At 71.3% G+C, this 24,195-nt stretch carries 19 protein-coding genes; 16 read left to right on the top strand and 3 right to left on the bottom strand.

Annotated elements, in window-relative coordinates; translation table 11 throughout:
* Positions 1-329: 329 nt before the first annotated feature.
* The 6 genes from ACFZAM_RS32545 (at position 330) to ACFZAM_RS32520 (ending at position 7,729) form a co-directional block, all read left to right on the top strand.
* A complete protein-coding gene (locus ACFZAM_RS32545; protein ID WP_391051219.1) occupies positions 330-1,751 on the top strand; it encodes a ricin-type beta-trefoil lectin domain protein in 1,422 nt (473 codons plus the stop codon).
* Between the two features lie 179 nt (positions 1,752-1,930).
* Positions 1,931-2,902, top strand: a complete 972-nt coding sequence (locus ACFZAM_RS32540; protein ID WP_391051217.1) for an aldo/keto reductase — start codon at positions 1,931-1,933, stop codon at positions 2,900-2,902.
* A 187-nt stretch (positions 2,903-3,089) separates the two neighbouring features.
* Complete coding sequence (locus tag ACFZAM_RS32535; RefSeq protein ID WP_355335555.1) at positions 3,090-4,904, top strand: APC family permease; 1,815 nt, start codon at positions 3,090-3,092, stop codon at positions 4,902-4,904.
* 105 nt (positions 4,905-5,009) lie between these two features.
* Positions 5,010-6,155 carry a cation diffusion facilitator family transporter gene (locus ACFZAM_RS32530; RefSeq protein WP_391051215.1) on the top strand — a complete coding sequence of 382 codons (1,146 nt, stop codon included), beginning with the start codon at positions 5,010-5,012 and terminating at the stop codon, positions 6,153-6,155.
* A 194-nt stretch (positions 6,156-6,349) separates the two neighbouring features.
* Complete coding sequence (locus ACFZAM_RS32525; RefSeq protein ID WP_391051286.1) at positions 6,350-6,748, top strand: DUF779 domain-containing protein; 399 nt, start codon at positions 6,350-6,352, stop codon at positions 6,746-6,748.
* 168 nt (positions 6,749-6,916) lie between these two features.
* Positions 6,917-7,729: an SAM-dependent methyltransferase gene (locus ACFZAM_RS32520; RefSeq protein ID WP_355335559.1), complete on the top strand. Its 813-nt coding sequence runs from the start codon at positions 6,917-6,919 to the stop codon at positions 7,727-7,729.
* Positions 7,730-7,804: 75 nt separating this feature from the next.
* Here ACFZAM_RS32520 and ACFZAM_RS32515 read toward each other — a convergent pair whose 3' ends face one another.
* A complete protein-coding gene (locus ACFZAM_RS32515) occupies positions 7,805-8,707 on the bottom strand; it encodes a helix-turn-helix transcriptional regulator (RefSeq protein ID WP_355335562.1) in 903 nt (300 codons plus the stop codon).
* A gap of 162 nt (positions 8,708-8,869) precedes the next feature.
* Positions 8,870-9,106, bottom strand: coding sequence for a DUF397 domain-containing protein (locus tag ACFZAM_RS32510; protein ID WP_355335565.1), 237 nt, complete (start codon positions 9,104-9,106; stop codon positions 8,870-8,872).
* 372 nt (positions 9,107-9,478) lie between these two features.
* Here ACFZAM_RS32510 and ACFZAM_RS32505 point away from each other — a divergent pair, with 372 nt between their 5' ends.
* The 4 genes from ACFZAM_RS32505 to ACFZAM_RS32490 all read left to right on the top strand — a co-directional run bounded on the left by ACFZAM_RS32505 (position 9,479) and on the right by ACFZAM_RS32490 (position 14,084).
* The gene (locus ACFZAM_RS32505) at positions 9,479-11,557 is read left to right on the top strand and encodes a GTP-binding protein (RefSeq protein ID WP_391051211.1); all 2,079 of its coding nucleotides are present in this window, start codon (positions 9,479-9,481) and stop codon (positions 11,555-11,557) included.
* A 294-nt stretch (positions 11,558-11,851) separates the two neighbouring features.
* Positions 11,852-12,706 (top strand): LmeA family phospholipid-binding protein, encoded by an 855-nt coding sequence (locus ACFZAM_RS32500; RefSeq protein WP_391051210.1) that lies wholly within the window; start codon positions 11,852-11,854, stop codon positions 12,704-12,706.
* 132 nt (positions 12,707-12,838) lie between these two features.
* Complete coding sequence (locus tag ACFZAM_RS32495) at positions 12,839-13,492, top strand: hypothetical protein (protein WP_391051208.1); 654 nt, start codon at positions 12,839-12,841, stop codon at positions 13,490-13,492.
* 97 nt (positions 13,493-13,589) lie between these two features.
* Positions 13,590-14,084, top strand: a complete 495-nt coding sequence (locus tag ACFZAM_RS32490; protein WP_355335575.1) for a DUF1269 domain-containing protein — start codon at positions 13,590-13,592, stop codon at positions 14,082-14,084.
* A 27-nt stretch (positions 14,085-14,111) separates the two neighbouring features.
* Here the strand turns inward: ACFZAM_RS32490 and ligD are convergent, their stop codons facing one another.
* Positions 14,112-15,002, bottom strand: coding sequence for a non-homologous end-joining DNA ligase (gene ligD, locus ACFZAM_RS32485; protein WP_391051205.1), 891 nt, complete (start codon positions 15,000-15,002; stop codon positions 14,112-14,114).
* 38 nt (positions 15,003-15,040) lie between these two features.
* On the opposite strand from ligD, the gene ACFZAM_RS32480 reads away from it, so the two are divergent.
* The 6 genes from ACFZAM_RS32480 to ACFZAM_RS32455 all read left to right on the top strand — a co-directional run bounded on the left by ACFZAM_RS32480 (position 15,041) and on the right by ACFZAM_RS32455 (position 24,152).
* A complete protein-coding gene (locus ACFZAM_RS32480) occupies positions 15,041-16,204 on the top strand; it encodes a Ku protein (protein WP_391051203.1) in 1,164 nt (387 codons plus the stop codon).
* Positions 16,205-16,422: 218 nt separating this feature from the next.
* On the top strand, positions 16,423-17,442 hold the full coding sequence (locus ACFZAM_RS32475) for a LacI family DNA-binding transcriptional regulator (protein WP_355335582.1): 1,020 nt from the start codon (positions 16,423-16,425) through the stop codon (positions 17,440-17,442).
* 400 nt (positions 17,443-17,842) lie between these two features.
* Positions 17,843-19,207 (top strand): extracellular solute-binding protein, encoded by a 1,365-nt coding sequence (locus tag ACFZAM_RS32470; RefSeq protein WP_391051201.1) that lies wholly within the window; start codon positions 17,843-17,845, stop codon positions 19,205-19,207.
* Positions 19,204-20,175: an ABC transporter permease subunit gene (locus tag ACFZAM_RS32465; RefSeq protein ID WP_391051199.1), complete on the top strand. Its 972-nt coding sequence runs from the start codon at positions 19,204-19,206 to the stop codon at positions 20,173-20,175. The genes ACFZAM_RS32470 and ACFZAM_RS32465 overlap by 4 nt, the downstream gene beginning before the upstream one ends.
* Before the next feature lie 13 nt (positions 20,176-20,188).
* Positions 20,189-21,076 carry an ABC transporter permease subunit gene (locus tag ACFZAM_RS32460; RefSeq protein ID WP_391051197.1) on the top strand — a complete coding sequence of 296 codons (888 nt, stop codon included), beginning with the start codon at positions 20,189-20,191 and terminating at the stop codon, positions 21,074-21,076.
* Positions 21,077-21,158: 82 nt separating this feature from the next.
* Positions 21,159-24,152, top strand: coding sequence for a carbohydrate-binding protein (locus tag ACFZAM_RS32455; RefSeq protein WP_391051196.1), 2,994 nt, complete (start codon positions 21,159-21,161; stop codon positions 24,150-24,152).
* The last annotated feature ends 43 nt before the right edge of the window (positions 24,153-24,195 follow it).

The following is a 24,195-nucleotide window of genomic DNA, read 5'->3' as shown; positions in this document are numbered from 1 at the left end:
CGACCTTGGGCCCCTGGGCCCAAGGGGGCGCCGCCGCCCCGCGCCCGGCGTTGACACCCCCGTGGCGGGCTACCACCGTTCACAGGACACAGCGTGCGCGGCACACCGCGGGCGCGGCGCGACCGTCCCTGTGACGACGTGAGTGAACGTGCTGACGGCGTGGGCGGACGCGAGTGAAGACGTGAGTGAAGGAGACACAGGTGACACCCCCGTCCCGATCCGCCGATCGCCTTCCTCGCCGCACCGACTGGAGCGCCCGGCTGCGCCGGTCGCGAAGGTCCGGGCAGCGACCGGGTTCGGCGCCGCGTGCCGATCACGGTCTGTGGACCGTGGACCGGGTCATCCGCGTCCTGGCCACCGCCTGCGACCGCGAGAACCGCGCCGTTCCGGTGGCCCATGTGGTGGTCGTCGGGCCCGAGACCGTCTGGTTCCACCTCAGGACGCCCGATCAGCGGCCACCGGCCGGGTGGACCGCGGACCAGGACGGGCGGACCTGGCACGCCCAGTTGCGCTGGCTCCAGAGCGCGAGCGTGGCGGAGTCGCTGCCGGAGCCGTATCCGCGGCTGGTCCCGCTCGGCAACACCGGCAAGGGCTTCGTGCTGCTCAACCTCGGCGAGGTCGGCGGGCTCATCGGTCTGGAGGGCGACGCCCGGCAGGCGCGGGCCCTGGCCCACGACTGGGCCCGCGAACTGGCCGCCAGCCCCTGGTCCCGCGAGGTGCGCGTGGTCCGCGTCGGCTTCAAACCGGTCCCCGGCGCGGGGGCGCCGGCCGAGCCGCAGGAGCCGGCCGACACCGACGCGGCGCTGGAGGACGAGGCGGGCGGGGTGCTGCTGCTGGGCGGCTCGCCCGGCGGCCGGGACCGCGAACGCTTCCAGCGGCTGGCCGACGACCCGGACGGCCGGTGGACGGTCGTCGTCGTCGGCCGCACCGATCAGCCCCGCTGGCGCTTCACCATCGACTCGGCCGGCGTCGTGGACACCGGGCTGCTGGACGAGCGGGTCGCGCACCGGCTCGACCCGGACGCGGAGTTGCCCCCGTCCCAGGAAGGCGACGACATTCCCGTCGGCCGCACGGCCGGGAGGCCCGCCGAGCCCGGCCCGCGGACCAAACCCGTCGTCACCCGGGGCCGGGTCGTCGTCGCGTCGGTCGCCGTGCTCTGCCTCGCGGGGATCGGGCTCGGGCTCGCGCTGCACGGCTCCTCCTCGCCCTCGACCACGGTCGCGCACGCCTCCGACACCACGACGGCGCCCGCGCCGACCACGGCCGGTCCGTCGCCGTCGGCGGCCTCGCCGTCCGGTGCCGCGCCGGGCTCGGCGCCGCCCGCGTCCGCACCGCCCGCGTCCGCGCCGGCCTCGGGACCGGCGTCGGCGGCCAACGCGCCGAAGCCGCCGGGGGCTCCGCTGAAGAACGCGGCGACCGGCAAGTGCCTCACCGCGGGCGCGGGTACGGACGGCACCCCGCTGGCGCTCGCGGCGTGCGACGACAGCCTCGTCCAGCGGTGGCACATCAGCCCCGACGGGACCATCCGCGCCAACGACCTGTGCATGGACGCCGCCTGGGGCGGGACCACCCCCGGCACGGTCGTCCAGGTCGCGAATTGCAGCGGCAACGTCGCGCAGAAGTTCTCACTGCGCGGCAGCACCGTCTACTCCGCTCACGCCGCCCTGTGCCTGAGCGAGGTCGACAACGGCACCGGCGTCCGTCTGGCCCCCTGCGGCGCGGGCGGCCCCGAAGCCTTCAAACGGCCCTGACCCGAACCTCGGCCCCTCTCCGCCGCCCGGCCGCCGCGATGGCCGGACGGCGGACAGGGGCCCTGTCACACCCCCGCTGTCGACCCTCCGCCTGTCCCGGCCTGTCGTCGGCGGGCGGGAAGAGGCAGGCTTGGCCGGACAGGACAAGATCGCCGCCGTCCGCCAGGAGAGAAGAAGCGATGAAGCACATCACCCTGCGTGACCTGGACGTTGCCCGGATCGGCCTGGGCGCGATGGGCATGTCCCACGCCTACACCGGCGCGGGAACCGACGACACGGAGTCGGTCCGTACGCTGCACCGCGCCCTGGAACTGGGCGTCACGTTCATCGACACCGCCGAGGTCTACGGCCCCTACACCAACGAAACGCTCGTCGGCCGGGCGCTGAGGGGCCGCCGCGACGAGGTCGTGCTGGCCACGAAGTTCGGGCTGATCTCGCACACCGGCCGCCAGGGCGCGGACAGCACTCCCGCGAACATCCGCGCCGCCGTCGAGGGCTCGCTGACCCGGCTGGGCACCGACCGCATCGACCTGTACTACCAGCACCGGGTCGACCCCGGCACGCCGATCGAGGACACCGTCGGGGCGCTCGCCGAGCTGGTCGCCGAGGGCAAGATCCGGCACATCGGCCTGTCCGAGGCCGGCCCGGAGACCATCCGCCGCGCCCACGCCGTCCACCCGGTCACGGCCGTCCAGTCGGAGTACTCCCTGTTCACCCGCGACCCCGAGGCGCGCGTGCTGCCGGTGCTGCGCGAGCTGAACATCGGCTTCGTGCCCTTCTCACCCCTCGGGCGCGGCTTCCTGACCGGCGCGATCCGCTCCACCGACCAGTTCGACGCCGACGACTTCCGGGCCAACAACCCCCGGTTCACGAAGGAGAACTTCCAGCACAATCTGCGGCTGGCCGACGAGGTCGCCGCCGTCGGCGCCGAGATCGACGCCACCCCGGCGCAGGTCGCGCTGGCCTGGCTGCTGGCCCAGGGCGACGACATCGCGCCCATCCCCGGCACTCGGCGCGTCACCCGCGTCGAGGAGAATTCCGCCGCCGACGCCGTCCGGCTCAGCGCGGAACAGCTCGACAGGCTCAGCAGCCTCCCCCCGGCCGCGGGAGACACCCACAACGAGGCCCAGATGCGCATGATGGAGCGCTGACCCCCGCCGCCGCACGACTGACGGGCCGCACGGGAGCGAGCGACACCCGGCCGGGGAGGCGACACCCGGCCGGGGTGCGACGGCCGCGCGGGGGTCCACGGCCGCGCCTCAGCCGTCCTCCGGTGACGGTCCGTCAGACTGGGCATGACGCGTCCCCGCGTGTCGTCCCCTGCACCCCGAGGTACCGATGACCTTCGGTCTGGCCCGCCGCGAACTGCGGCCGAGAGTCCCCCTGCGGCCGGGCGAGGGGGACAAGCAGCACCTGACCAGCATCGAAGGGCTGGCGGCACTGTCGCTGGACGCGCTCAGCTCGGTCGCGTACGGCCCCGAGGCGATCGTGCTGGTCCTGATCGCCGCCGGTTCCGGGGCGCTCAGCGCGACACTGCCGGTGACGCTGGTGATCGCCGGGCTGCTCGCGGTGCTGGTGGTCTCGTACGGGCAGGTCATCGCCGTGCACCCGGACGGCGGTGGCGCGTACGCGGTGGCGAAGAAGGACCTGGGGCAGGGCATCAGTCTGCTCGCCGCCGCGAGCCTCGTCGTCGACTACGTGCTCACCGTCGCCGTCAGCCTCGCCGCGGGCGCCGCGAGCCTCGCCTCCTCCTACCCCTCCCTCGCGCCGCATCTGCTGCCGGTGTGTCTGCTCGGGCTCGCCGTGCTCACGGCCGTGAATCTGCGTGGTGTGGCCGAGAGCGCCCGGGTGCTGATGCTGCCGACGGCGCTGTTCATCGCGAGCGTCCTCGGGATCATCGTCTTCGGCCTGGTGCGCTCGCACCCCGTGGCCGTCGTCGGCACTCCCCAACCCGTGCACATCACCGAGTCGTTGGGGCTGCTGCTGCTCCTGAAGGCGTTCTCGGCCGGCTGCTCCTCGCTGACCGGCGTGGAGGCCATCGCCAACGGGGTGCCCGCCTTCCGCGACCCGCGGGTCAGGCGGGCGCAGCGCACCGAGCTGATGCTGGGCGGCCTGCTCGCGCTGATGCTGGTCGGGCTCGCGGTGCTGATCCGCCGCGACCATGTGGCGCCGCGCGGCGACGTGACCGTCCTGGCGCAGCTCACCGCGGGCTCCTTCGGGACCGGCTGGCCGTACGACGCGACGAATCTCGTCGTCACCCTGGCACTGGCGCTGGCCGCCAACACCAGCTTCGGCGGGCTGCCGGTCCTGATGAGCCTGCTGGCCCGCGACCACCGGCTGCCCCACCTGTTCGGTCTGCGCACGGAGCGCCCGGTGTACCGCTGGGGCGTGGGCGCCCTCGCGCTGCTCGCCGCGCTGCTGCTGATCGCCGTGGACGCCGACACCCACCGCATGCTGCCGCTGTTCGCGATCGGCGTGTTCATTGGCTTCACCATCAGCCAGATCGGCCTCGTTCGGCACTGGCGCGGGGAGCGTCCCCGCGGCTGGCGCCAGCGCGCGACGCTCAACGGCTTCGGCGCGGTGCTGACGGCGATCGCCGCCGTCGTCCTGCTCGCCGACAAATTCCTCGCCGGGGCCTGGGTGGTGGTGGTCACCGTGCCGCTGCTGATGCTGCTGTTCGCCCGTATCCAGCGCTACTACACCGAGGTCGGGAAGGAGTTGGGGCTCGGTGAGGTCCCGCCGCCGGTCCGGCGCACCGTGTCCCTGGTGATCGTGCCGGTCGGCGAGGTCAGCAGGCTCACCCAGCAGGCGCTGACGGCGGCCCTCAACCTCGGCACCGCCGTCGTCGCCGTCGCCGTGCAGGGCGACCCCGACAAGGCCCGCGCCCTGCGGGAGAGTTGGGACCGCTGGAATCCGGGCGTACGGCTGGACATCGTGGAGAGCCCGCACCGCTCGCTGGTGCAGCCGATCGTCTCCTACGTCGAACGCGAGGTGGCCAAGGGTCAGCACGTCTCCGTCCTCATCCCCGAGGTGGTGCCGCGCCACCGGCGCTACCAGATCCTCCAGAATCAGCGGGGCCTGCTGCTGGCCTCCGCGCTCAGAGCCCGTACCGACGTCGTGGTGTGCACGATTCCGTACCGGCTGAGCCTGTGAGCGGCCCCTGTCGCCCAGCCGGGGCTGTTGCGAGGGCATCGCACCTGGTCACAGGTGGTATTTCGGGAGTGGCCGCAAGGGGTTCCGTGTGCCACGGTGTCCGACATGGCGGGGACTGAGCACACCCACGGCGAGGCGCACGGCGCCGGTCACCCACACGACCACGACCATGCCGACGACCACGGCCACGGCCATCACCGGGCGCACGGCCACGCACACGCGACGGGCGGTCGTACGCACCCCGGATCGCGGCTGCGGCACCGGCTCGGGCATCTCCTGCGGCCCCATTCGCACGAGGCGGCGGACAGCGTGGACGCGGCGCTGGAGTCGTCGGCGCGCGGGATGCGGGCGCTGTGGGTGTCGCTCGCGGTGCTGGGCGCGACCGCGCTCGTCCAGGCGCTGATCGTCGCGGTGTCCGGGTCGGTGGCGCTGCTGGGCGACACCGTGCACAATGCGGCGGACGCGCTGACGGCGGTGCCGCTGGGCATCGCCTTCGTCCTCGGGCGCCGGGCCGCCAACCGCCGCTATACGTACGGCTACGGGCGGGCCGAGGATCTGGCCGGGGTCGCCGTCCTGCTGGCCATCGCCGCGTCGAGCGCCTTCGCGGCCTGGACGGCGGTGGACCGGCTGCTCGATCCGCGTACGGTCACCCACCTGTGGGCGGTGTCCGGTGCGGCGCTGGCCGGATGCGTGGGCAATGAGTGGGTGGCCGGATACCGGATTCGCGTCGGGCGCGACATCGGCTCCGCGGCCCTGGTCGCCGACGGCCTGCACGCCCGTACCGACGGGTTCGCCTCCCTCGCGGTCCTGCTGGGCGCCGCCGGTACGGCCCTGGGGTGGCGCCTCGCGGACCCGGTCGTGGGGCTGCTGATCACCGTGGCGATCCTGGCGGTGCTGCGGGACGCGGCGCGCGGGGTGTTCCGGCGGCTGATGGACGCCGTCGACCCCGAGCTGGTCGACCGGGCCGAGCGGGCGCTCGGCGCGGTGCCGGGGGTGGAGGGGGTGGGGCCGGTCAGGATGCGGTGGATCGGGCACGCGCTGCGGGCCGAGGCGGCGGTCGTGGTCGACCCCGGCATCAGCGTCGTCGCGGCGCACGCCGTCGCCGTGCGGGCCGAGCACGCGCTGCTGCACGCCGTGCCGCGGCTGCGGGCCGCGACCGTCCACATCGACCACGCACCGGCCGGTGCCCACGCCCACGTCCACGGCGCCGGGGACCCGCACGCGCTCCTCGCCCACCACCAGCCCGTCTGACGCCCGACGCCGGGCGCGGTCCCGTCCCTGGACGAAAGCCGTCGCGGGCGGGAGGCTGGTACGAGAACGCCGACGCATCCGGCGGTCGGCGGATGGGAGCCCCCGTGATGGACGCCACCAGGTCCGATACCGCACGGTCCGACACGGCCTTGCCCGGCCCCGCCTCGCCCGGACGTCCCGTGGGGCGCGTCGAAATGACCCCGGCCGCCGAAGCAATGGTCGACCAACTGGCCCGGCGGCACGGCCCCCTGATGTTCCATCAGTCCGGCGGCTGCTGCGACGGCAGCTCACCGATGTGCTACCCGCGCGGTGAGTTCCGGGTGGGCGGCGCGGACGTCCTGCTCGGCCGGGTCGCCGGGGACACCCCGTTCTGGATGAGCGCGAGCCAGTACGCGTGCTGGAGCCACACCCACCTCACCGTGGACGTCGTGCCCGGCCGCGGCAGCGGCTTCTCGCTTGAGGCCCCCGAGGGCGTCCGCTTCCTCCTGCGCTCCCGGCTGATGACGGACGAGGAGGTCGAGCGGATGGAGGCCGAGCCGCCGCTGCCCACCGGGAACACCGTGGACGCCGAGGACACCGAGACCGCGGGCTAGGACCGGCGCGGCCCCGGAACCGGGCCGGGCCCGAAGACGGCCGGACCGGAGCCGGGCCGCGCGTCCGGCACAACCTCCTGGTCTGCGCTCTCGACCGGACGATCACGTCTCCCTAGGATGGAAGTCGTCACCGCAGCTTTCGATCAACGAACCACCGTGAGGGGCCCGATGGAGCACCGGGACGCACCGCTTTCCGACAAGATAGATGTGACGGTGCCCGCTGTGGCACGCATGTACGACTACTTGCTGGACGGGAAGGACAACTACCCGGCCGACCGCGAGGCCACGGAGCAATTACTCCTCCAGGTCCCCAGCATGAAGATCCTGGCCCTGAACAACCGTCAGTTCCTGCGCCGGGTGGTGCGCAGGCTCGCGGAGGACTACGGCATCAAGCAGTTCGTGGACCACGGCTCCGGTCTGCCGACGCAGGACAATGTGCACGAGATCGTGCAGCGCATCAACCCCGACGCCCGCGTGGTGTACGTCGACAACGACCCGATCGTGCTCGCCCACGGCCGCGCGCTGCTCCAGCAGAACGAGAACACCTCGGTGATCCAGGCGGATTTCCGCGACACCGAGAGCATCTGGCAGCACGAAGAACTGACGCGGCTGATAGACCTCAACGAGCCGGTCGCCGCGCTCTTCGTGTCGGTGCTGCACTGCATCCGCGACACCGACGACCCCGCGGGCGTCGTCCGGCGCGTCGCCGAAAAGCTGCCCAAGGGAAGCTTCCTGGTGGTCTGTCAGCTCGTCAGCGACGACCCCGAGACCCGCCGCTTCGTCACCGAGTTCATGGACCAGTCCACCGGCGGCCACTGGGGTGAGGTGCGCAAGCCCAGCGACCTCGCCGGTTTCCTCGAAGGCTACGAGATCATCGAGCCGGGCCTGGTGGAGGTCTCCACCTGGCGCCCCGACAGCGACCTCGGCCTCAAGCAGCCCAGCAAGGAATGGATCGAGTACGGCGGCGTGGCCCGCGTGTAGCAACGCCCACGGCAGAGCTTCGGCCCGCACCCCCGGCGAGGGGGATGCGGGCCGGCGTCGTTCTCGGGGGCCGCTCTACTTGTAGCGCTTCAGCGCCTCTTCCAGCAGCACGCGGCTCTCCACCGGCGTCGCCGCCAGCGCGCTCAACTCATCGAGCGCGGCACGGTACTTGTCCAGCTCTTCCAGCCGGTCCAGGTACATCGCGCTCGTCATGTGCTCCAGATAGACCACGTCGGGCAGGAAGCCCTGGGCGAACCGCAGATACGTGACCGCGGAACCGGGCGTCGCCGCCGCGCTCGCCGACCAGGAGGCGATCTGGAGCCGCACACCGGGCTGGCGCAGCACCACCAGCAGATACTCCAACTGCTCGCGCATCACCGCGGGACCGCCGACCGGGCGGTGCAGCACGCCCTCGTCGATCAGCGCCCACAGCACGGGAGCGCCGGGCTCCGCCATCCTGCGCTGGCGTTCCAGCCGCAACTCCACGCGCCGCTCGACCTCTTCGGGCGAGGCGAGCCGGTGGCCGCTGCGCACGACCGCCTGCGCGTACGAGGGCGTCTGGAGCAGGCCGGGCACGAACTGCGTCTCGTACGTACGGATCACGTGGGCGTCGCGCTCCAGACCGATCAGGCCCTGGAGCCAGTCGGGTACGACCTCGCCGTACGGCTGCCACCATTCGGGCTTGGCCGAGCGCTGGACCAGGAAGGCGATCTCCGCCCGTTCCTGCTCCGCGACGCCGTAGAGCGCGAGGAGGTCGTCGACGTCCCTTAACTTGAGGGAAACGTGCGCCGTCTCCATGCGGCTGATCTTCGAGGCGTGGCCACGGATACGCTCTCCGGCCTGTGCCGGGCTGACCCCGGCGGCCTCGCGCAGGGCACGCAGATAGTTGCCGAGCACACGTGCCAACGCCTTGGCGCCCATGTCCGGGCGGCGCTCCAGCAGTTGCAGCGGTGATACGAGTTGCGGCTGAGCGGACATGCGGGCTCCCGGTAGAAACTGGACGCACGCCAGTATTGCACTGCGAGGCGCGCTGTCGCGCCCCTACCGGAGTCACGAATTCCCGACTTCACGCCGTCGCGCTCAGCCGTCAACTGTTCTTGTCGTCATTCACTCAGACGGACGCGCCTGAGCGTAACCGCCTCACGCGGTGAGGAAGTCGAAGTCCCCGTCCTTGGCGCCACCGATGAAGGCGACCATCTCGTCGTGCGTGTAGACGAGCGCGGGACCGTGCGGGTCACGGGAGTTGCGGAACGCAACGCCGCCATCAGGCAGTTTGGCCGCCTCGACGCAGTTGCCGCTCTGATTGCTCCGCCCGCTCTTGACCCACTCGACACCCGGGATCTCGTCCGCCCGCACTCCGTTGTCGAACTGCTTCATCCGGCACCACTCCTCTGTGAGTTGTACTCGATCGCTCGCAGTCACAAGCATGCCCGCGACCGCAACTGCGGATGCAATTCCAGATGCAATTGCATCCAAAGTCGTCCCGCTGATGATACTGACAACGGAGGTGTGATCGAGACTCCTGAGCCCCACCAGTACGTGAAGAAACGGCGGAGGACGAGGCACGGACGCCCTCGTACGCGGACAAAACCGGTTGTCCGTCGCGTACGGCTCTGCTGTACTCCCGACGACAGTCCAACGGCCCCCGTACGACCGGACCGGCCGACCGTACCCAGGAGATGATCATGCGCGGAACTTCAGTCCCCACCCAGACGGCAACTCCCACCGATCTAGAGGACTTGAAGCGTCTTGCGTACGTTGAACCTGGGCATCCTGGCGCACGTCGACGCCGGTAAGACCAGCCTGACCGAGCGGCTGCTGTTCGCCGCCGGAGTCATCGACGAGGTCGGCAGCGTCGACGACGGCAGCACGCGGACCGACACCCTGGCGCTGGAGCGCCGACGCGGCATCACCATCAAATCGGCCGTCGTCTCCTTCGAGGTCGACGACGTCACCGTCAATCTCATCGACACCCCCGGCCACCCGGACTTCATCGCCGAGGTGGAGCGCGTGCTGAGCGTGCTCGACGGCGCGGTGCTGGTGATCTCCGCGGTCGAGGGCGTGCAGGCGCAGACCCGCGTCCTGATGCGGACGCTGCGACGACTGCGCATCCCCGTCCTGATCTTCGTCAACAAGACCGACCGCCGCGGCGCCCGCTGCGACGAGGTGCTGCGGAGCGTCCGGGGCAAGCTCGCACCAACGGCCTTCCCGATGGGCCGGGTTGAGCAATCCGGCACGCGGGGCGCGCGCAGCGTCCCGTTCACCGCCGCCGACCCGGACTTCGTCGCCGGTCTGGCCGGCCTGCTCGCCGAGCACGACGACGCGTTCCTCGCCGACTACGTGGCCGACGAGTCCGCGGTCTCGTACGGCCGGGTGCGCGCCGAGTTGGCGGCGCAGACCGCGCGCGGACAGGTGCATCCGGTCTTCTTCGGTTCCGCGATCACCGGCGCGGGCGTCGCCGCGCTGACGGCCGGTCTCACCGAACTGCTGCCCGCGGCGGCCGGTGACGCCCACGGCCCGGTCTCGGGGCGGGTGTTCAAGATCGAGCGCGGCCCGACCGGTGAACGGACCGCGTACGTAAGGCTGTTCTGCGGGACGGTACGCACGCGGGACCGGCTGCCGTTCGGCCCCGACTCCGCGGTGAGCAGCGAGAAGGGGCACAGGGACAACGGTGCCGACGGTCCCGACGGGGCCGCGTCGGCCGGCGAGGCCAAGGTCACCGGCATCAGCGTCTTCGAGCGGGGCGCCGCCGTGCCCGCCGCGTCCGTCTCGGCCGGGCGGATCGCGCTGCTCAAGGGCCTGGCCGACATCAGGATCGGTGACACGGTCGGCGATCCGGGCGCCGCTCCCCCGGACGGTCGGCACTTCTCGCCGCCGACGCTGGAGACGGTGGTCGTCCCCACCCGCGCGGCCGACAGGGGGACGCTGCATGTGGCGCTCGCCCAACTCGCCGAGCAGGACCCGCTGATCAATCTGCGGCTGGACGGAGTACGGCAGGAGATCTCGGTCTCGCTCTACGGCGAGGTGCAGAAGGAGGTCGTCCAGGCCACGCTGGCCGACGAGTTCGGGGTCGATGTCACCTTCCGCGAGACCACGACGATCTGCGTCGAGCGCGTGGTGGGTTCCGGGGAGGCCGTCGAGTTCAACAAGAAGGACGCCAATCCGTTCCTCGCGACGGTCGGGCTGCGCGTCGAGCCCGCGCCGCCGGGGTCAGGCGTGGCGTTCCGCCTCGGGGTCGAACTCGGCTCCATGCCCTACTCGTTCTTCAAGGCCGTCGAGGAGACCGTGCGCGAGACGCTGCGCCAGGGCGTCCACGGCTGGGAGGTGATCGACTGCGTCGTGACGATGACGCACTCCGGCTACTCGCCCCGGCAGAGCCACGCGCACGCCGTGTTCGACAAGAGCATGTCCAGTACGTCGGGCGACTTCCGCGATCTGACGCCGCTGGTGCTGATGGACGCGCTGCGCGGGGCCGGGACCAGGGTGCACGAGCCGATGCACCTCTTCCGGCTCGACGTCCCCGCCGACACCTTCGGCGCGCTGCTGCCCGTCCTGTCCCGGCTCCGCGCCGTACCGCGCGCACCCGAGCCGCAGGGCGACTCGTACGTCCTGGAAGGCGTGGTCCCGGCCGCGCGGGTGCATGAACTGGAGCAGTCGCTGCCGACGCTCACGCACGGCGAGGGCGTCCTGGAGTCGGCCTTCGACCACTACGAGCCGGTGGTCGGCGCGGTGCCGGAGCGGCCCCGGACCGACCTCGACCCGCTGAACCGCAAGGACTACCTGTTGCAGGTGCGGCGCCGGGTGAGCGCGGGTCGGGAGGAGGCATGAGGCGTGTCCCGGGCGCGGCGGGGCGCGGGACGGGTACGGCGGGGCGCGGAACGGGCGCGGTGGGGCGCGGGACGGGTACGGCGGGCGGGTCATGACCGCGGGCGCGCTCGGGACGGCCCGGCAGGCGGCGCCGACGATTCGGGCGGGCCCGTAGGCTGAGACCGGCGGAGCCGCCGACCGGCAGGCGCGGCACGGTGGATCGGCCACGGGTCCGGCCCGGCCGCCGCCCGCCCCACACCCGCCGCACCCGCACCCGCACCCGCACCCGCACCATCGGATCGGACACCGCGCATCGTGAAGCCCCGCCCGGCACGTCGTACCGCCACGCCCGACCGCGCGTCGGCACGTCCGCCCGGACGTACGGCGGCGGACGGCGCGCCGGGCGCGGAGCCCGGCGGGGAAGCCGGTGTCGGCCGGCGGTCGGCGCCGCGTCGCAGGCGGCTCGTCGTCACGGCCGTCGTGGCCGCGCTGCTCACCGGCGCCGCGACCGCCGTCGACCTGGCCGTCGAGCACACCGCGCGCGGCCGTATCGCCGAGGCGGTGGCCTGCCGCCTGAAGCCCACGGGGCCGGTGACCGCGGAGCTGACCAGCGCCTTCGCCGGGCTCCGGGTGCTCACGGGGAATCTCGGCAGCGCGCACATCGCCGCCGACGGTGTGCGCAGGGGCGACACCGAGGTGAATGTGGCGGTCGACCTGCACGACGTGTCGACCGACGGCACGACCAGCGGCGGCACGGCGACCGCGACCATCGCCTACGCCGAGTTGCAGAAGCGGCTGGCCGCGCGGGACGGCAAGGTCGCGGGGCTGGCCGTGGGCGGCGACGGCGGCGGGCTCGTACTCACCGGCAGCATCGGCGGTCTGCGCCTGCCGATCACCGTGCACACCCGCGTCACGACCGGGAAGGACGGTCTCACGGTCACCCCGACCACCGTCCGCGTGCTCGGCCGGGACGTCGCCGTCGCCGATCTGGCGTCGCTGCCCGGCGGCGGCGATCTGGCCGGGCAGCTGGGCCCGCGCACCGTGGCGCTTCCCGAACTGCCCGACGGCGTACGGCTGACCGGCGCGCGCACCGACGGTACGGGGCTCGCGCTCTCCCTGGAGCTCGCGCGGGGCGCGGCGGGCAAGGACAAGGACGCCGCCTGCGCGTGAGCGCCTCGGTGCTCAGTGCGCCAGCGCCTCGACGCCGGGCGGGACCGCGCCTCGTGAGCCGCCCACGACACGTATCCGGCGCGCGGAAAATCCCTCGCGGGGCGGCCTGGTCCGCGCGGTACGGTGCCTGGCATGCCGGAAACCGCTGACCACACGACCGGGCCCGTCACGGCCGACGACCTCGACCGCTCCGTCCAGCTCGCCGTCGCCGCGCTGCGCGAGGCGCCCGCATCGGCGTGGGAGGACCGCAAGGCCGGGTCGCTGGAGTGGGACTGCTGGGAGACGGTGGAGCACCTGGCCGACGACCTGTTCGCGTACGCGGCCCAACTGGGCCCGAGGCAGCCCCCGTTGAGCACGGACGTGCCCTTCTTCTGGTCGCCGCGCAGGCCGGGCGGCCCGCCCAACGCCATCCACGCGGACCGGAAGGCGGGCCCGGAGGGCCTGTTGCAGGTGCTGGAGGCGACCGGCGCGCTGCTGGTGGCCATGGCGCGTACGGCGTCGCCCGAGGTCCGCGCCCACCACAGCTACGGCGTCTCCGACCCCGAGGGCTTCGCCGCGATGGGCATCGTGGAGACCCTGGTCCACACCTACGACCTGGCGGCCGGGCTCGACCTCGCCTGGAATCCGCCCGCCGATGTGTGCGCGAGGGCGCTGGCCCGGCTGTTCCCGCACGTCCCGCTGACCGCGGACCCCTGGTCCACCCTGCTGTGGGCCACCGGCCGGATCGACCTCCCGGACCACCCGCGCGTCACGTCCTGGCGCTGGTACGGCGCGCCCCGGCCGTAACCCGCCGCCCCGTACCCGGCGGCGCCTCTCCCCCTGCCCGAACCCCGAAACAGACATATCGTGCATCCTGTCGCCCCACGCCACTAGGAGGCCCGTGATGTCCGAACTCATCGTGATCGGTTACGAGGACCCGACCGTCGCCAAAGACGCCTACACCGCCGTGCAGAATCTCCAGAACGACTACGTGGTCAATCTGACCGGTCTGGCCATCGTCTCGGTGGACGAGGAGGGCAAGACGCACGTCGACACCCCGAGCAAGATCGTCGGTGTGTCCGCCGCGTCGGGCGCGCTGTGGGGCATGGTCTTCGGCATCCTCTTCCTCGTCCCCGGCCTGGGCCTGCTCATGGGCGCCGCGATGGGCGGGCTGCTCGGCAAGCTGGGCAAGTCCGGGATCGACGACCAGTTCCGCGGCCAGGTGCAGGCGCTGCTCACGCCGGGCACGACCGCGGTCGTGATCATGGCCTCGAAGATCACCGAGGACAAGTTCGCCGACGCCATGCAGGCCTACGGCGGCACGCTGCTCAAGACCTCGCTCTCGGACGAGGACGAGGAGGAGCTGTCGGAGCACCTGGCGGGCGCCCAGCAGAAGTGACACCGCCCCGCGCGGCCCCGCCTCCGTTCAGTGCGGCGGCAGCGGGGCCGCGCGGGCGGGGTCGAGGAGCGGCGCGAGCAGGTCGCCCTCGACGCTGAGCCGCGCGGGCAGGTCGGCCAGGGTGAAGGTGAGGTCGTCCGGGGTGTGCGCGGCGGCGATCTCCGGCCAGGACAGCGGCGCGGAGACGGTCGGCGTCGGGCGGGCGCGGACGGTGTACGGGGCCGCGGTGGTCTTGTTCCCCGAATTCTGCGACCAGTCGATGAAGACCCGGCCGGAGCGCGCGGCCTTCGTCATCCGGGAGATCACCCGGTCCGGGTGCCGGGCCTCCAGTTCCTGCGCGACCCGTTTGGCGTAGGCGGTCGCCGTCGCCGGGGTCGCGTCCCGCAGCGCGGCGAGCAGGTGCAGGCCCTTGGAGCCGCTGGTCTTGGCCCAGATCTCGATGCCGTCCTCCGCCAGCCGTTCCCTGAGCAGCAGTGCCACCCGGCAGCAGTCCACGACCGTGCAGCCGTCGCCGGGGTCGAGGTCGAGGACCAGCCGGTCGGCGACGCCGGGCTCGTCGGCGCACCACTGCGGGGTGTGCAGTTCGACGCAGGCCAGATTGGCCGCCCACATCAGCGTCGGCAGGTCGTTGACCTGGACCTGCTCCATGAATTCGCCGCTGCGCCTGACGGACTGCGAGACGGTCACCCAGTCGGGCGTACCGGCGGGCGGCCGTTTCTGGAAGAAACGCTTGCCGTCCACACCGTCCGGGGTGCGGACGAAGCTGACGGGACGGCCGCTGACGTACGGCAGCAGGCCGGTGGCGACGCTCGCGTAGTAGTGCAGCAGCTCGCCCTTGGTGGTGCCGGTCTCCGGCCAGAGCACCCGTTCGAGGTGGCTGACCTTGATCCGACGACCCTCGACTTCCGTGATCGGCATATCATAAAGGTCCCATAGCCTGACAAAAAGGACTCGCTATGCGCAGTGTCTGGTCGGGGAATCTGGCCTTCGGGCTGGTTTCCATACCCGTGAAGCTCGGTTCCGCCGTGTCCAGCCACAAGATCAGCTTCCGGCAGGTCCACCTCACCGACCAGGGCCGGGTGCGGTACCAGAAGACCTGTGAGCTGGACGAGGAGGTCCTGACCGCCGCCGACATCGGCCGCGCGTACGAGACGCCGGACGAGCAGCTGGTCGAGATCACCGACGCCGATCTCAGGGCACTGCCGCTGCCGACCGCGAAGACCATCGAGGTGAGCGGTTTCCTCGACGCGGCCTCCGTCGACGCGATGCAGCTCGACACCCCGTACTTCCTGGCCCCCGCCTCCCCCGCCGCGAACAAGCCGTATGTGCTGATGCGGGAGGCGCTGGCGCGCGCGGGCAAGGCCGCGGTCGGCAAATTCGCCATGCGCAACTCCGAGCATCTGGCGCTGATCCGCGCCCACGACGACGTCCTGCTGCTCCAGACCCTGCGCTGGCCCGACGAGTTGAACTCCCCCGCGGAGGCCGCCCCCAAGGGCAGTGTCAGCATCAGCGATTCGGAGCTGAAGCTCGCCGACACCCTCATCTCGGCCCTCGGCGAGGCGGATCTGACGAGCTATCACGACGAGTACGCGCAGGCCGTGGAGGCACTGGTCACCGCGAAGCTGGAGGGCTCCGAGCTTCCGGCGGCCGAACAGGCCGGACCGGGCAAGGTGGTCGACCTGATGGCCGCGCTGCGCGCGTCGGTGGAACAGGCGAAGGGCGGGCGCGGCGAGGGCGCGGGGTCGGGCACCTCGGGGGCTTCCGGTGCGTCCGGCGCTTCCGCTACGGACGAGGCGGCGGACGGCGACGACCGCAGCGGGCACGCCAGCGTCACCGAACTGAAGTCGTCCCGCAGGTCCGGCGCGAAGAAGACGGCGGCCGGGAAGAAGGCGACCGCCTCGAAGTCGAGCGGTACGCGATCGAGTGGCACGGGGTCGAGCGGTACGCGGTCGGCCGGGGCGAAGTCCGCGAGCGCCAAGTCGGCGGGGACGAAGTCGACGGCGTCGAAGACGGCCGCCGCGAAGGGCGGCACCTCGAAGGCGGGCGCGCGGAAGACCGCGGCCACGAAGAAGACCGCCGCCGCGAAGAAGACGGCCGCCTCCCGGCGGAAGGCGGGCTGATCCGCCGCCGGGGCGCGAACCCCGTCCCCGGTCGGCCCCTGATCCGCCCTCCGTCCGCGAGGCGCGCCCGGCCCCGGCCTCCCGCGCGCCTCCGTACGGCCCCGCGCGCCTCCGGACGGCCTCACTCCCCTCCCCGCATGATCTTCCTCTGCGCAAGTCGCGTCATTTTCTTGCGTTACTGATCTTTGTTTTTGCGCACCATCCTGTAGATTGCCTCTGTGACGAAACGACTCTCCCAAGTGGCCAGGTTCGCGGGTGTCAGCGAGGCGACGGTCAGCCGCGTGCTGAACGGCAGCCCTGACGTGGCGCAGTCGACGCGGGACTCCGTGCTCACCGCACTGGACGTCTTCGGGTTCGAGCGGCCCGCGCGGATGCGCAGCGCGCGGGCGCCGCTGGTCGGCCTTGTCGTCCCTGACCTGCAAAATCCCATCTTCCCGGCGTTCACCGAGGCGCTGGCGGGGGCGCTGAACAAGCGGGGCCTGATCCCGGTGCTGTGCACCAGGACCGCGGACGGCGTCTCGGAGGCGCACTACATCCAGATGCTGCTGGAGCAGAACATCGAGGGGATCATCTTCGTCGGCGCGAGCTACGCGGACGCAGGCCCGGAGCACGGGCGGGACCTGCGCGAGCGCCAGGTGCCGATCGTGCTGATCAACGCGGCGGACGAGAACCGGCAGATATCCCAGGTCTCGGTGGACGACGCGGCGGCCTCCGAGCAGGCGCTGACGCATCTGACGGGGCTGGGCCACGAGCGGATCGGCCTGGTGCTCGGACCGGTGGGGCATGTCCCCTCGGCCCGCAAACTCGCAGGTTACGCGGCTTTCTGGGAGCAGCGGGGGCTGTCGCCCGCGGACTGGCGGCCCCTGGTGGCGCACGCGATGTTCTCGATGGAGGGCGGGGCGACGGCGATGCCCCGGCTGTTCGCGGAGGGGGTCACCGCGGTGGTGTGCGCGAGTGACGCGCTCGCGCTGGGCGCGATCCGGGCGGCCCGGCGGCACGGGATGAAAGTCCCGGACGATCTGTCGGTGATCGGTTTCGACGACTCGCTGTACATGGTAGCGACCGATCCGCCGCTGACCACCTCGCGCCAGCCGGTGCAGGCGATGGCCGCCGCGGCCATCGCGTCGCTCGTCACACAGATCGACGGCCACGCGGTCACCGACGAGGTGATGCTCTTCGAACCGGAGCTGATCGTGCGCGGCTCCACCCGGATGCGCAAGGTCGTGAAAAGCGGCTGACCTGCACCGTCGTCCGTAGGGCGACGGCTTTCCGACTCCGCGCGAGGGCGGGGCGCCAGGACCGGTTCACGGTCCCGGAGCCCCGCCCTCCGCGTATGCGCTCGCGCCCTCGGCCGGTCCCGCGCCGGCCCGCGTCCGGCGACGGGCGGACGCGTACCGCCGCCCGTCGGGACACCCCGGCCGGCCCGCGTGTCGATGACACTGCGTTACGGACACAAATCCTCCGGATTACTTTCTTGCGCAGATTGATTGACATCTTGCGTGACCCGATCCTACTGTCGGCGCCAACGCCAGGCGGCCGGACGTCCTGGTAACCCCGCCGTTACGCAAGCGGACGCAAGCGCACTCGCCCCTCGGGACGGGTACGTCCGCTGCCGTTTCCCAGGAAGGTCCGATCCCCATGGACGGCTCCAGAACCCGCCCCGCCCTCGGCGTCACCGCCCTCGCCATCTCGCTGGTCCTCGGCGTCACCGCATGCGGCGGCGGCTCGTCCCACTCCTCCGGGGCGGATAAGAACGGCGTGGTCACGATCAGCGTGAACGGGCTGCCTCCGGCCACCCAGACCGTCGACCGGAAGAACTTCGAGGACGACATCAAAGCCTTCGAAGCGAGCCACCCGAAGATCAGGATCGACGCCCGTGAGGGTCTGATGGACCCGAAGACCTTCGCCGCGAAGCTCGCGGGCGGGCAGTTGGAGGACGTCTACTACGTCTACTTCACCGATCCCGCGGGGCTCATCCAGCGCCACCAGGCCGCCGACATCACCGCGCAGCTCAAGGACTTCCCCGCCCTGAACGACGTGCGGCCCGAATTGCAGAGCGTCTTCAAGGACGCGGGCGGCAAGGTCTACGGCCTGCCCACCGGCAACTACTCGCTCGGACTGGTCTACAACCGGGCGCTGTTCACCAAGGCCGGGCTCGACCCGGACAAGCCGCCGACCACCTGGGACGAGGTCCGCGCCGACGCCAAGAAGATCAGCGCGCTCGGCGACGGCACCACCGGCTACGCCGAGTTCAGCAAGAACAACCAGGGCGGCTGGCACCTCACCTCGTGGATCTACTCCGAGGGCGGCGACGTCGCGGTGAAGGACGGCGGCGCCTGGAAGGCCGCGTTCAACAGCGACGCGGGCCGCAAGGCGCTCCAGACGCTGCACGACATGCGCTGGACCGACCGGTCGATGGGCACCAGGCAGCTCCTGGAGATCCCCGACGTGCAGAAGATGATGGGCGCGGGCAAGCTCGGGATGTACATGGCGGGCCCGGACAACATCCCCACGATCGTCAAGCAGTTCGAGCGGAAGTACGACGACTACGGGCTGGCCGCGCTGCCCGGCACCGCGACGCTCGGCGGCGGTGACGGCTTCATGTTCAACCCGAAGGACAGCCCGGCGAAGATCAAGGCCGGTCTCACCTGGATCCAGTGGAAGTACCTCGACCCGGACCGCGAGGAGGAGATCACCAAGAAGTCGGCGGGCACCGACATACCGATCGGCCTGCCGCAGCCGAACCTGTGGAGCGGGGCCGGCCAGGCGAAGGTCGACGCGGCGCACAAGAAGTACGCGAACGTGCCGCAGAAGAACTACCAGCCGTTCGTGGACCGCAGCGGCGAGGTCGCGGTGAAGGTCGAGCCGCCGAACGCCCAGCAGATCTACACCGTGCTCGACGGTGTCATGCAGGCGGTGCTCACCAAGAAGGACGCGGACATCGACCAGCTTCTCAGCGACGCCGAGAAGAAGGTCAACACCATCCTGGCCACGGTCAAGTGACAGCCGAACCGCTGACGTCGGCCCGCGCCGCCACCGCGCGGACGCCGAAGGCGCCTGCCGGGGCGGGGCGGTCCGGCCGGTCCCGCCCCTCGCGGGACCGGCTGCGCCGGGCCGTCGTCGACAACCTGGTGGCGTATCTCTTCCTGGTCGCGGGCGTCGCCGCCTTCGCGGTGTTCTCCTGGTACCCGATCGTCCGCGGTGTGCTGCTCAGCTTCCAGCAGGTCAACTACGCGGAACCCGCGCGGTGGGTGGGCCTGGACAACTTCCACCGCCTGTTCGCCGACCCGCTGTTCGTCACCGCGTGGCGCAACACCGCGTATTTCAGCCTGCTGGCCCTGGTCTTCGGCTTCGCGGCGCCGTTCGTGACCGCGATCGTGCTCAACGAACTGCGGCACGGCAAGGCGTACTTGCGGATGACGGTCTATCTGCCGGTGATGCTGCCGCCGATCGTCACGATGCTGCTGTGGCGCTGGTTCTACGATCCGGGGCCCGGCCTGTTCAACAACGTGCTGCGGATCGCGCACCTGCCCGCGCAGTCGTGGCTGGAGTCGCAGAATCTGTCGATGATCTCGCTGGTCCTGGTCTCCACCTGGGCCAACATGGGCACCACCACGCTGATCTACCTCGCGGCGCTCGGCGGCGTGCCGGGCGAGCTGTACGAGGCCGCCGAGCTGGACGGCGCGACGGTACGGCAGCGGCTGTGGCATGTGACGATCCCTCAGATGCGGTTCATCCTGATGATCACGCTGCTGCTCCAGGTGATCGGCACCATGCAGGTGTTCATCGAGCCGTTCGTGCTGACCGGCGGCGGACCCGACGACGCGACCGTGACCGTACTGCTCCTGCTGTACCGCTACGCGTTCGTCTACAACGACTTCGGCCTGGCCAGCGCGATGAGCACGGTGCTCTTCGTGGTGCTGGGAATCTTCGCCGGGGTGTACCTGCGGCTGACCCGCAGCAAGGGCTGAGAGGGGAACGACCATGGCCGCACAGACCGCTGTCCGCACGCTGATCGCGCCGACCGAGATGAACCGCCGCACGGGGAGGTTCCTCTACCGGTTCGTGCTGGGCGCGACGCTGCTCGGCTTCACCGCCGCCTTTCTCTTCCCGCTGTACTGGATGGCCTCGGGCGCGCTCAAGTCGTCGTCGGAACTGGCCCAGCCGAGGCCGACGATGGTGCCGCACTCCTGGCATCCGGAGGCGTACTCCGAAGCCTGGTCGTCGGTCGGGCTCGGCCACTACTTCCTCAACACGCTGCTGCTGGCGGCCGGGGCGTGGACCTGTCAGCTCGTGGTCGACGTGGCCGCCGCGTACTCGCTGTCCAAGCTGCGGCCGGTGCTGGGCAATGTGGTGCTCGCCATGATGCTGGCCACGCTGATGCTGCCGGTGTCGGCGCTGCTGGTGCCGACGTATCTGACCGTCGTGGACGTGCCGGTGATCCACGTCAATCTCATCAACACGCCGATGGCCGTCTGGCTGCCGGCCTGCGCCAACGCCTTCAACATCTTCATCCTCAAGCGGTTCTTCGACCAGATCCCCACCGAACTGCTGGACTCCGCCCGGATCGACGGCGCGGGCACGGTACGGATCCTCGTGTCGCTGGTGCTGCCGCTGTCCCGGCCGGTGCTCGCGGTCGTGTCGATCTTCGCGGTGGTCGGCGTCTGGAAGGACTTCCTCTGGCCGATGCTCGTGCTGCCCGATCCCGCGAAGCAGCCGATCACGGTCGCCCTGAACCGGTTGGCGGACGACATGCCCGCCAACCAGTTGCTGGCCGGAATGGTGATGGCGAGCATTCCGCTGCTCGTCCTCTTCCTCATCTTCCAGCGCAGCATCATCAACGGCCTCACCGCGGGCAGCCTCAAGGGCTGACCGGGCGCGGGCCCGCGCTCACCCCCCACGCATGGCAACCCCCGCCGCACGACGTCGTGCGGAGCTCAGGGAAGGATCACCCATGTCTCCAAGCGCCCCAACCCACCGCGCCAGAACGCTCGCGGCGGTGCTGCCCGCGGTGCTCGCGGTGCTGATCGCACTGCTGGTCTGGCAGGCGTCGCCGTCGGCGCACGCCGCGACCACGGTCGTCGAGGCGGAGTCCGCGACGCTGTCCGGCGGCGCGGTCGTCGCCACCGACCACACCGGCTACACGGGCAACGGTTTCGTCGGCGGCTACACCGACGCCAACAAGGGCACGGCCTCGACCGGCTTCACGGTCAGCTCGGCCGTCGCAGGCGCCGGAAGCGTCACCATCCGTTACGCCAACGGCACCACCGCCACCATGACACTCAGCCTCTACGTCAACGGCGCCAAGATCCGCCAGATCAGCCTCCCCGCCACCGCCAACTGGGACACCTGGACCACCACCGACCAGGCCATCACCTACACAGCGGGCACCAACACCATCGCCCTGACCTTCACCACCGCCGACAGCGGCAACGTGAACGTCGACAACATCACCGCGACGACGCCCAGCGGCAGCACCACACCGCCCGCCGCGACCGGTCAACTGGAGGCGGAGTCCGCGTCGTTGAGCGGCGGGGCCGTCGTCAGCAGTGACCACACCGGCTACACGGGCAGCGGATTCGTCAGCGGCTACACCGACGCCAACAAGGGCACGGCCTCGACCGGCTTCACGGTCAGCTCGGCCGTCGCAGGCGCCGGAAGCGTCAGGATCCGTTACGCCAACGGCACCACCGCCACCATGACACTCAGCCTCTACGTCAACGGCGCCAAGATCCGCCAGATCAGCCTCCCCGCCACCGCCAACTGGGACACCTGGACCACCACCGACCAGGCCATCACCTACACAGCGGGCACCAACACCATCGCGCTCACCTTCACCACCGCCGACAGCGGCAACGTGAACCTGGACAACGTCGTGGTGACGACACCGACGACGAGTACGACGCCGCCGACCACACCTCCCACGACGCCGCCCACCACACCCCCGGCCGGTTCGCTCACGCACCAGGCGGAGGACGCGTACTTTTCGGGCGGGCCGAGCGTGGTCACGACCGCCTCGGGGTTCAGCGGCAGCGGGTATCTGACGGGCTTCGGCGCGCAGGGCGCGCGGGTGGTCTTCGCCGTCAGCGCGCCCGGCGCGGCGAGCTATCCGGTGGCGGTCGCGTACCGGACCGGGAGCGGTTCCGGCGCGTCGATCACGCTGACGGCCAACGGGCTGAAGGTGGCGCAGGTCGCGCTGCCGGGTACGGGCGGGGCGTGGTCGACGGCCACGGTCAGCGCGCCGCTGCGGGCCGGGCTCAACACGCTGACGCTGCGCACCGAATCCGGTGACTCGGGCGCGCCCGACATCGACGGCGTCGCGGTGACCGGCTCGGTCGCCAACGCCACGCGCGGCGCCACGGTGCCGTACACGTCCTACGAGGCGGAGAGCGGCACCACCAACGCGAGCACGATCGGCCCCGACCGCACCTATCTGACGGTGGCGTCCGAGGCGTCGGGACGGAAGGCGGTGGTGCTCAACAGCACCGGCCAGTATGTGCAGTTCACCCTGACCAAGCCCGCCAACGCGATGACGCTGCGCTACTCGATCCCGGACAACGCGGCGGGCACCGCCACCTCGGCGCAGCTCAGCCTCTACGCCAACGGCAGCAAGGTCCGCGACCTCGACCTGTCGTCGAAGTACGCCTGGGTGTACGGCGGTTACCCGTACAACAACGACCCCTCGCAGGGCTCGGCGCACCACTTCTTCGACGAGTCGCGGTTCAAGATCGGGGACTTCCCGGCCGGGACGGTGCTCAAGCTCCAGAAGGACGCGGGCAGCACCGCCGCCTCGTACACCCTGGACCTGATGGAGACCGAGCAGGTCGCCGCGGACCAGGCCATGCCCGCGACCGGCTTCGTCTCCGCGACGACGCTCGGCGTCACCCCGAACGACGGGAGCGACGACACCTCGGCGCTCAACAACGCGGTGGCGACGGCCAAGTCGCAGGGCAAGGGCCTGTGGCTGCCCGCGGGCACGTACAACATCTCCGGGCACGTCAATCTGACCGGGGTCGCGCTGCGCGGCGCGGGCGAGTGGGCCACCGTGCTCCAGGGCCTCAACGGCAAGGGCGGGCTCTTCGGGCAGGGCGGCACCAACACCGTCCAGGACCTGACGATCTCCGGTGACGTGTCGTACCGCGACGACGCGAATTTCGACGCCGCGATCGAGGGCGACTTCGGCAACGGCTCGACCATCCAGGACGTGTGGATCGAGCACACCAAGGTCGGCCTGTGGATCGACGCGCCGACCAACGGCCTGTACGTGGGCGGCCTGCGAATCCGCGACACCGCCGCCGACGGCGTCAATCTGCACAAGGGCACCGCGAACACCGAGGTGTGGAACACCAGCGTTCGCAACACCGGGGACGACGGTCTCGCGATGTACTCCGAGGCGAGCGCGGTCACCAACTGCGCCTTCCGCTTCGACACCGTGCAGATGCCGCTGCTGGCGAACGCCGCCGCGATCTACGGCGGCAACGGCAACCGGATCGTGGACAGCGTCGTCGCCGACACGGTGACCGGGGCCTCGGGCATCGCGGTCAGCACCCGCAACTTCAATCCCGCGCCGGTCCCGTTCAGCGGCACCACCACCGTCGCGCGCAACACCCTGCTGCGCACCGGCGGCTACGAGCCGAACTGGCAGAGCAAGCTCGGCGCGCTGTGGATCTACGCCGACGGCTCCGACATCACGGCGCCCGTCGTGGTCAAGGACCTCGACATCACCGACAGCACCTACAGCGCGGTTCTGATCTCGTATCAGAAGACCGTCACCGGGCTGACGTTGAACAACGTCAAGATCCAGACGGCCGGCGCGTACGGCCTGGAGATCGACTCGAAGGGCTCCGGCACCTTCGGCGGCGTCACGGTCAGTGGCGCGGCCTCCGGCGGGCTCAGCACCACCGGGACCTTCACCATCAACCGGGGCTCCGGCAACACCGGCTGGTAACGCCCCCGCACACCCCGGTCCGCCCCGCACCCCTGACGGGGCG

This window comes from Streptomyces sp. NPDC008079, from assembly GCF_042957385.1.
Taxonomy (GTDB): Bacteria; Actinomycetota; Actinomycetes; order Streptomycetales; family Streptomycetaceae; genus Actinacidiphila.
Note: the sequence above shows the minus strand (reverse complement) of the source record. Positions and strands in the feature narration are given on the sequence as shown.